The 8,491-nt window shown below is 38.5% G+C and carries 10 protein-coding genes and 1 riboswitch; of the genes, 6 read left to right on the forward strand and 4 right to left on the reverse strand.

Features of this window, described 5'->3' with window-relative positions:
• From ACGLXV_RS06515 to ACGLXV_RS06530, 4 genes are all read left to right on the forward strand, one after another.
• Positions 1–187 (forward strand): MscL family protein (locus tag ACGLXV_RS06515; protein WP_391557993.1); only part of this gene is annotated, 187 nt, incomplete at its 5' end.
• 143 nt (positions 188–330) lie between these two features.
• On the forward strand, positions 331–762 hold the full coding sequence (locus tag ACGLXV_RS06520; protein WP_391557994.1) for a DUF4395 domain-containing protein: 432 nt from the start codon (positions 331–333) through the stop codon (positions 760–762).
• A gap of 174 nt (positions 763–936) precedes the next feature.
• The gene (lepB, locus tag ACGLXV_RS06525; RefSeq protein ID WP_391557995.1) at positions 937–1,476 is read left to right on the forward strand and encodes a signal peptidase I; all 540 of its coding nucleotides are present in this window, start codon (positions 937–939) and stop codon (positions 1,474–1,476) included.
• Between the two features lie 81 nt (positions 1,477–1,557).
• Positions 1,558–1,737: riboswitch (Lysine riboswitch) on the forward strand.
• A 114-nt stretch (positions 1,738–1,851) separates the two neighbouring features.
• The gene (locus ACGLXV_RS06530; protein WP_391557996.1) at positions 1,852–3,276 is read left to right on the forward strand and encodes an amino acid permease; all 1,425 of its coding nucleotides are present in this window, start codon (positions 1,852–1,854) and stop codon (positions 3,274–3,276) included.
• A gap of 138 nt (positions 3,277–3,414) precedes the next feature.
• On the opposite strand, the gene ACGLXV_RS06535 is transcribed toward ACGLXV_RS06530, so the two are convergent.
• The 4 genes from ACGLXV_RS06535 to ACGLXV_RS06550 form a co-directional block, all read right to left on the reverse strand.
• A complete protein-coding gene (locus ACGLXV_RS06535; RefSeq protein ID WP_391557997.1) occupies positions 3,415–4,158 on the reverse strand; it encodes an amino acid ABC transporter ATP-binding protein in 744 nt (247 codons plus the stop codon).
• 18 nt (positions 4,159–4,176) lie between these two features.
• Positions 4,177–4,860 carry an amino acid ABC transporter permease gene (locus ACGLXV_RS06540; protein ID WP_119706659.1) on the reverse strand — a complete coding sequence of 228 codons (684 nt, stop codon included), beginning with the start codon at positions 4,858–4,860 and terminating at the stop codon, positions 4,177–4,179.
• A 14-nt stretch (positions 4,861–4,874) separates the two neighbouring features.
• Entirely contained in the window at positions 4,875–5,666 is a 792-nt protein-coding gene (locus ACGLXV_RS06545; protein ID WP_391557998.1) for an amino acid ABC transporter substrate-binding protein, read from the reverse strand.
• A 157-nt stretch (positions 5,667–5,823) separates the two neighbouring features.
• Positions 5,824–6,471 carry a GntR family transcriptional regulator gene (locus ACGLXV_RS06550; protein WP_391557999.1) on the reverse strand — a complete coding sequence of 216 codons (648 nt, stop codon included), beginning with the start codon at positions 6,469–6,471 and terminating at the stop codon, positions 5,824–5,826.
• A gap of 189 nt (positions 6,472–6,660) precedes the next feature.
• Between ACGLXV_RS06550 and ACGLXV_RS06555 the strand changes: the two genes are divergently transcribed.
• Together ACGLXV_RS06555 and ACGLXV_RS06560 are read left to right on the forward strand one after the other, a co-directional pair.
• On the forward strand, positions 6,661–7,875 hold the full coding sequence (locus ACGLXV_RS06555) for a cystathionine gamma-synthase family protein (RefSeq protein ID WP_391558000.1): 1,215 nt from the start codon (positions 6,661–6,663) through the stop codon (positions 7,873–7,875).
• 58 nt (positions 7,876–7,933) lie between these two features.
• Positions 7,934–8,167: an excisionase family DNA-binding protein gene (locus tag ACGLXV_RS06560; RefSeq protein WP_391558001.1), complete on the forward strand. Its 234-nt coding sequence runs from the start codon at positions 7,934–7,936 to the stop codon at positions 8,165–8,167.
• The last annotated feature ends 324 nt before the right edge of the window (positions 8,168–8,491 follow it).

Below are 8,491 nucleotides of genomic sequence, written 5' to 3' on the forward strand. Positions count from 1 at the left end.
GTTCATACAAAATGTCGTTGATTTCTTTATTATTGCTTTTTCCATTTTCCTCTTTATAAGATTATTACAGAAGTTTAGAAAGAAGCAAGAAGTAAAATCGGAAGTAAAGGCACCAACAACTGAGGAAAAATTGCTTTCAGAAATTCGTGATATCTTAAAGGAACAACAACAACAAAAGGGTGTATAAAAAAGAAGCGATTGCTATAGGGCAATCGTTTTTTTTTTTGTCTTTATTTTCGTTCTATTAGAGTCATGCTAATTTGTATACAAATGCCTGGATATTAGGTAAAATAAATTACCAACTAATCCTATAAAAAAGGTGTGATATAGATGATATCTGACGTTCGTACGATCCCAAAGCCACTTGTGCAAGTCAACCAGTCGATCATTGTACTTTCCGTTATCCTTACATGGGTGACAAATATGGAATGGATCTTATTAATTCCTCTACTCTCGGGTGCATGTGGAGTTATTTTTCGTATAAATCCGATCATGGAGGTAGCGAAGCGGTTTTTAAAAAAGGAACCATCAAAGTATCTGCAAGAAGATTGGGAGCAGCAGCAGTTTAATCAAAAAATTGCCATTCTATGCTTAGGGGCAGGTTTTATTGGGTTTGCCTTCAATCTGCCAGTGGTAGGGTATATATTTACGATACTAGTCGCGATTGCTGCGACCGTTGCCCTATTAGGTTTTTGTATCGGTTGTTTTATTCATTATCAGTGGAAAATGTATCAGTATAGAAAATTGAAGAGTCAACAATAACGATAGGTTAGAAGTCAGCGCTAGTGCTGGCTTTTTTATTTGGCTTTTTCTAGATGTTTTTGGAGAATCTTGTCTAACGATTTATGGGCTGAAAGTGAGCTTTGGTAACCGAGGGTATTAAGTGATTATGATAAAATGTAAACAAGTTATTAAAGAAAAGAGGAGCAGAATAGGATGGGAGAAACTAAGAAGAGGCAAGAAATAATTAGCTGGGGTAAATCGGTGTTTATTGCTTTCGCTATCGTAGTCGTCGTTCGTACATTTGTCTTTGCTCCTTATATTGTGGATGGTGCCTCGATGGAACCCACGCTTCACGATCAAGAGAAAATATTTGTTAACAAAGTCAATACAGATAAAATTGAACGTGAGGACATTGTGATTATTAAAGGAGAAGGCGAAAATTACGTAAAAAGAATTATTGGCTTGCCTGGAGATATGATCGAAATAAGGGATGATCAGTTACTAATCAATGGTGTGGTTAACAGCGAAGAGTATTTAGAAAGTAATCGTGAGCAAGCTCATGAACAAGGTAGTGTGTTAACGGGAGATTATGGACCTATTCTCGTACCGGAAGGGCATTATTTTGTATTGGGTGACAATCGACTTCGCAGTATGGACTCAAGAAACGGTCTTGGTTTTATTAAGAAGGAAAAGATAGTTGGAGTAAGTGAGTTTGTATTTTTTCCATTTTCTGATGTTCGTACAGTACAATAGCAATTAATGCCATTGACATAAATACGTTCATGAATTATTCTAGTAAAGCATTTTGAATTTAATATGATCCTCATCAGCTCAAGATGAGGTAGAGGTTGCGAAAAATATTAGTAAGTTGGATGAGAGCCAGAGAAGCTCAATGATTTCAGTTGAAAGGAATTTTCGCCGAAGCACTATAATTCTCTGACTATAGTAGCTGGGACTACATCGAATAGGTGTAGGACTGTCATAGCTCGTTAGCTATGTTGAACTATCCATTTGCCTGATGCGGTTACTGTAAAACACACTGTACTCACGTTTTGGTGTGTTTTTTTATGTCTATTAGGGACATCTATTTTTGAGAGTTGAAGAATAATAATAGAAAGGAATATTATTATGGGAAAACAAACTAAATTAGGTTTATGGATACTAACTGCATTAGTAGTTGGAAATATGGTAGGCTCGGGTATCTTTATGTTACCACGTTCACTGTCAGAAGCGGCAAGTCCGGCGGGGGTTATTCTTGCTTGGTTATTTACAGGAGCAGGAGTACTTGTAACCGCGCTTGTGTTCGGGAATTTAGGAATGAGAAAGCCGAATTTAAATGGTGGACCACAAATTTATGCGAAAGAGCTTTTTAAGCCAAATTCTAGAGGCTCTGTTCTTTCCGGGTTCATGGCTACTTGGGGTTATTGGATTGGTAACTTAGCAGGAAATATTGCAATCATAACAACATTCGCTAGTTATTTATCAACATTCTTTCCCATTTTAACGAGTCAAGCTGAGTTAATTACCGTTGGTTCTTTTACTTTAAAGGTCGGTAATGCCTTAACTTTTGCGGTTTGTTCAATTTTATTATGGGGAACACACTTCATTATTTTACGTGGGTTAGAAAATGCAGGGAAATTAAACTTCATTGCAACAGCGTCTAAAGTGGCAGGTTTCTTCATTTTCATAATTGTTGCCTTATTTGCATTTGAGGCTTCCAATATGCTTCCTATGGTTGAACCCCGTCTAGATGAGAGTGGTGCTTCTGTTGGGCTTATGGGGCAGATTAGCAATGCAGCGGTTGCTACCTTATGGGCGTTTATCGGAGTAGAATCCGCGGTTGTTTTTGCGGGACGTGCGAAAAAGCAAATTGACGTTAAGCGTGCAACGATTCTAGGGTTGTTCATTGCGTTAGCCATTTATATTGGAGTAAGTACATTAGTTATGGGCTTATTAAGCCAAGAGGCGTTAATTGCGTCAGACAAGCCATTGATTGATGCGATTGTCAGCGTGCTTGGACCTGTTTCTGGAAAAGTGTTAGCAGGTATTGGATTAATCAGCTTATTTGGATCTACCATTGGTTGGGTGATGCTTAGTGCAGAGGTTCCGTACCAAGCAGCCAAGCAAGGTCTGTTTTTACCTTCATTCTTAAAGGAAAACGAGAAGAGTATTCCGGTGTTATCAATGATTATAACAAACTCATTAGGACAGTTATTTATCTTCTCAACTATTTCAAATTCAATCTCTGCGGCGTTTGACTTTGTTATTTACATTGCAACCTTATCATACCTGGTTCCTTACTTCATTGCAGCTGTATTCCAGTTAAAGCTAGTGATTACAGGTGAAACGTATGAAGGCCAAGCAAGATCAAAAGTATTTGATGGGGTCATTGCTTTACTAGCAACCTTATATTCGGTATGGGTCATCTACGCGGGAACAGCCGACATCAAAACCTTCATGTTCGGAGTGGCTCTTCTTGCAAGTGGAATCTTCTTCTACGGTCCAGTTGCCAGAGCACACAGCAAAAAAACACAAGCCAAAAAAGCAGCCTAACACTAATTGCGGTGACAGACACCACAAAAAGACAAATGAGGCCAAAGTGTCCACGGAGGGTGTCTGTCACCGCTCGTGGACAAAAAGGGGTAAAGTGTCCTTCTGAGAAGGACACTTTACCCCTTTTGTATGTCAGCTTCAGCGTACGACTTTGTTTAGAAACTGCTGAGTTCTAGGATTCGTTGAGAGGGTGAAGATTTCTTCTGGTGTTCCTTTTTCAGCAATGTGTCCTTGATCCATGAATATGACTTGGTCTGCTACATCTCTAGCGAACTCCATTTCATGGGTAACAACGACCATCGTCATGCCTTCTTCGGCAAGATCCTTCATGACTTTTAATACTTCACCAACAAGCTCCGGATCTAGGGCGGAGGTGGGTTCGTCAAATAATAATACTTTCGGATCCATCGCCATCGCTCTGGCAATCCCAACGCGTTGCTGCTGGCCTCCTGATAGTTGATGCGGGTACATATCCGCACGGTCGCTTAGTCCAACCTTGGCTAGTAAATCGAGAGAACGCTTTTTGGCCTCCGCTTTTGAGCGTCTTAAAACCACGACTTGGCCTTCCATTACATTCTCAACAACCGTTAAGTGTGGAAAAAGGTTGTACGATTGAAAAACCATTCCCGTTTGTTGACGAAAGGCGGTCATTTGAGTCGGTTTTAACTTCGTTCCTGATTGAAACTGAAGTTCTTTTTCCCCAATTGTAATCGCCCCTTGATTTGGGATCTCCAATAAATTAAGACAGCGTAAAAGGGTCGTTTTCCCTGAACCAGATGGGCCAATAATAACCGCCGTTTTCCCCTTTTCAACCGCTAAGTCAATTCCTTTTAAAACATCAATGTCTCCAAAGCTTTTATATAAATTTTCTAGTTTAATCATAGCCAATACTCTCCCTTCCTACTTTGCTACGCTGCGGTCAAAGCGACGTTCGAGCATGGATTGAGCATAGGACAGCACCGTACTGAACATTAAATAAATAAAAGCTACCTCAATATAAAGCCAAAGAGGTTCGTACGTCGCTGCAGCCACCTGTTGCCCTTTTTGAAACATCTCTGTAACGGTAATCGTTGCAGCAAGGGAAGTGTCTTTTACAAGGCTGATAAAAGAGTTTCCAAGTGGTGGAACAGATACTCTTATCGCTTGTGGGAGAATGATTCGTCTCATGGCCTGTGCCCGAGTCATTCCAATGGAATAGGCTGCTTCCCATTGACCTTTAGGAGTGGAAAGAATCGCTGCACGAATTATTTCCGAGCTATAAGCCCCTTTATTTAGGGTGAAACCAAGTACAGCAGCTGGAAATGGATCTAGCGTAATTCCCACACTTGGAAGACCATAAAATAGGATGAATAGTTGAACAAGTAACGGTGTACCCCGAAAGATCCAAACATAAAATTTAGCAATCGCAACGAGAGGCTTAATGCCTGATATGCGAGCAATTGCTGTGAAAAACGCTAATATAAGACCAAGTGTAAATGTGATCAATGTTAATGGAACCGTAAAATATAAACCAGCTTTTAAAATAGGAAAAAAGGAATCGCTAAGGATTCCTATAATTCGTTCCGCTCTTTCATCTAAGACCATTTCAATTCAGTCCTTTACTTCAATACGTCTTCGCCAAACCATTTAGTTGAGATTTCAAGGTAGGTTCCGTCTTCAATCATGTCAGCTAATGCACCGTTAACCGCATCAACTAGCTCTTTGTTATCTTTACGGAATAAGAAGGCATTGCTAGTTACATCCGCCTCTTCATCCACCTTTTTAATCGCTAGGTCCGGACGTTGCTTTTTTAAATCCAGGTAAGAAAGATTATCGTTGATTGTTGCATCAATTCGACCTGAAGTGATTAAATCAATTGCTTGGTTAAATCCATCTACCACTGTGTTTGTTGCCCCATGTGCTTCTGCAATTTTGCGGTAGTTACTGTCTAAAGATTGACCTACTTTTTTTCCATTCAAATCTTCAAACGTTTTAATGTCTTCGTTTGCTTCACCAACAACAAGTACCGCTTTTGAAGAAATGTATGGTTCAGACATATCGTATTTCTCGAGGCGATCTTCGCGAATAGCTACTTCGTTAGCAACCATGTCATATCGCTTTGCATCTAGTCCAGCAATCATTCCGTCCCATTTTGTTTCTACGAAAACAGGCTTAATATCAAGGCGCTTGAATACTTCTTCAGCAATCTCAATGTCAAACCCTGTTAGTTTTCCAGACTCGTCATGGAAAGTAAACGGTGCATAAGTACCTTCCGTCCCGATGGTAATTTCACCTTTCTCTTTAATCTCTTCGTATAAGTTTGCTGCTTTTTCTTCTTCTTCCTTTGCTCCACAAGCAGTTAAAGCTAGAGAAAGAAGGAGCGTGAACAGCACGAATAATAATTTTTTCATGTAAAAAACCCCCACTAAGTTTATCGGATTAATTATTTTAAAAACTATATCAGGTTAATATTTTCTTTCATATATGTCAAACATTTATTCTTATCTTTCACAGAAATGTAACTTATATGTAGGAAAAGAAAAAGAACAGACTATTTAGCCTGTTCCATTAAATCATGTCTACGTGAGTGATTTTCCAATGTTCATTTTTTATCAGCTGTTCTAGTTTATCTGTATCTTTGTCTCTAAAATGTTTAACAATTTTTGCATGTTGCTCGTTCATTTGTGTGAGCACAGAGAATAGCTTATCTTCGTCCTTACTTAAGTAAATCTGTCTAACAAAACTATTTTGTAACGAATGCAGCAGATCGATTAATGTTTCATTATTGCATTTTTCAATATAAACCTGGTGAAATTCGTTTTGATATGTTTGATAATCAGAATAATTTCGCTGAGAGATTGCTTGGTCAATTTTTTTCACCAGCTCTTCCATCTTATGTAGGTCTTCATCCGTAAGAAGCTCTAAGGATAAAGATGCTGCTAAAGCGTCAAGAACAGCAACTACCTGGAACACATCAAGCTTGGCTTTTATCGTAAGTTCTTTTACGATAAATCCTTTTCGAGGGAAAAAATCAAGTAAGTTTTCGGATGCAAGTTGTATTAAAGCTTCTCTTACAGGAGTTCTGCTCACTTCCAATTGATCGGCTAGGGCCACTTCATTTATTTTCTGCTTGGGAAGCAAGTTTCCATTCTGAATTTCAGTAGCTATGTAATCATACACATGATCTTTTAAGGATCGGTATCTTTTATTAATCATCGGTTCCTCCTTACTGAAGGCTTTTTTTCTGTAACCTATTATACCTTAAGTATCAGAAGGGTAGAGCCCTCAACCTATTTAATAAAAAAAATTCTCTTAATATTTGTTATAATATTCTGTATATTATACAATATACAATATACATTAGAAACATAGTTAATGATATACAAATTATTGAGGTGAAAAGACATGGTTAAACACAACTTTATGAATATAAAGGACGGAACAAAAGCTGTCTGGGCAGGAGAAGAGGCATCTCTTGCTTTTAATGCAACCCAAGTGCCTGTCGTCTTAAGTGTTGCCTACAATTATGATGATATGGATGAATGGCAGGATGTGGCACTGGGGTTAAAACCTGGACACATATACAATCGGATGACGAATCCAACCGTCGAAGCTTTCGAGGAAAAAGTACGAATTCTCGAAGGGGCAGAAGCAGCAGTCGGCTTTTCATCGGGGATGGCCGCCATTAGCAGTGCGCTATATACGTTTTTACGGTCAGGCGATCGGGTCGTATCTGTTAAGGACACGTATGGAGGAACCAATAAAATTTTCACGGAGTTTCTACCGCATATAGATGTAAATGTGACGTTATGTACTACCGGGAATCATGAAGAGATCGAGGCGGAAGTGGCTAAAGGGTGCAAGGTATTGTATTTAGAATCACCAACGAACCCGACACTGAAGATTACAGATATTGAAAGAATGGTGAAGGCTGGTAAAGCGGTAGGAGCCTTGGTGATCATTGATAATACATTTGCTACTCCAATTAATCAAAATCCGATCCAATTTGGAGTAGACATCGTTATTCATAGTGCCACTAAGTTTTTAAGTGGTCACGCAGATGCGATGGGTGGAGTGGTATGCGGTCCAAAGGAACTGATGGAAAAAGTGTATCATTACCGAGAGATTAATGGTGCTACGATGGATCCTTGGTCAGCTTATCTTATTTTAAGAGGAATGAAAACATTAAAACTTCGTGTAAGACAGCAAGAAAAGAGTGCGATGGAAATAGCGAGGTATTTGAAAAATCAGAAGCATGTGGAGGAAGTGTTTTATCCTGGATTAGAAACACATCGTAATCATCATATTGCGAAAAAACAAATGAAGGGCTTCGGGGGAATCGTTAGTTTTGTTTTAAAAGAGGAGATGGAGGCTATCAAAATTCTATTGCCAAAGTTACAGTACGCAAATAGAGCTGGTAATCTTGGGGCTGTAGAGACGATCTATGGACCAGCAAGAACGACGAGTCATGTGGAGTGTACCCTTGAAGAACGAAAGGAATTAGGGATACCTGAAGGACTCGTTCGTATATCTGTCGGAATCGAGGATACCGAAGATTTGATAGCTGATCTTGAACAAGCTTTTGCTCATCTAGAATCACAATTATCTTTTGAGTTATAGGTTAAAAAGGGGTAATTCGGTATAATAGCTTCATATAGATAGTAGGAGTGACGTATGGATGTACCTAACAGTAAAAGAAACAGCAGAGTATTTATCGGTTTCCGTTCAGTATGTAGAAAATTTAATTTTACAGGGAAAAATCAGGGTGTTGCGTGATAGTGAAGGTGTGCCCATGATTTACAAGGATCAATTCAAAACCCATTTTGAACAGCTTGAAAAATATAAACACCTCATAAAAGAGCTAGAAAACGAGCCAATTCCAGAAGATAGAGACATCAAAGACGAGGATTAATTAGTAAGAAGGGAGAATAAAAACGCTACAAGGTTTAATTCTCCCTTTATTTGTATGATATTTATGATTTTTATGCAGTTGTCAATGCATATGTAAGATAGGTTGACAGTAAAAATGATAGTGAAAATGGTACCGAAAGATATTTTTAAATACTTAAAAGGGTAGGAATACCAGTGCTTACACTTTACTTCGGTAGATGGATAATAAATTATCCTAACAAAGTTTTTGTTGTTGCATAAAAAAACGATAAAAGTTATAATAGTTTCATGTCAAAATATACTGAAAATTTAGAGTTGTGAGGTATTTGCTAGTAATAGTTTCAAT

It is taken from the genome of Robertmurraya sp. (genome assembly GCF_036676585.1).
Lineage (GTDB): Bacteria > Bacillota > Bacilli > Bacillales > Cytobacillaceae > Robertmurraya_A.

Excerpts from the sequence above, each read along its gene's own strand:
- ACGLXV_RS06520 (WP_391557994.1), top strand. The coding sequence starts at position 331 with ATGATATCTGACGTTCGTACGATCCCAAAGCCACTTGTGCAAGTCAAC.
- lepB (WP_391557995.1), top strand. The coding sequence starts at position 937 with ATGGGAGAAACTAAGAAGAGGCAAGAAATAATTAGCTGGGGTAAATCG.
- ACGLXV_RS06530 (WP_391557996.1), top strand. The coding sequence starts at position 1,852 with ATGGGAAAACAAACTAAATTAGGTTTATGGATACTAACTGCATTAGTA.
- ACGLXV_RS06535 (WP_391557997.1), bottom strand. The coding sequence starts at position 4,158 with ATGATTAAACTAGAAAATTTATATAAAAGCTTTGGAGACATTGATGTT.
- ACGLXV_RS06540 (WP_119706659.1), bottom strand. The coding sequence starts at position 4,860 with ATGGTCTTAGATGAAAGAGCGGAACGAATTATAGGAATCCTTAGCGAT.
- ACGLXV_RS06545 (WP_391557998.1), bottom strand. The coding sequence starts at position 5,666 with ATGAAAAAATTATTATTCGTGCTGTTCACGCTCCTTCTTTCTCTAGCT.
- ACGLXV_RS06550 (WP_391557999.1), bottom strand. The coding sequence starts at position 6,471 with ATGATTAATAAAAGATACCGATCCTTAAAAGATCATGTGTATGATTAC.
- ACGLXV_RS06555 (WP_391558000.1), top strand. The coding sequence starts at position 6,661 with ATGGTTAAACACAACTTTATGAATATAAAGGACGGAACAAAAGCTGTC.
- ACGLXV_RS06560 (WP_391558001.1), top strand. The coding sequence starts at position 7,934 with ATGTACCTAACAGTAAAAGAAACAGCAGAGTATTTATCGGTTTCCGTT.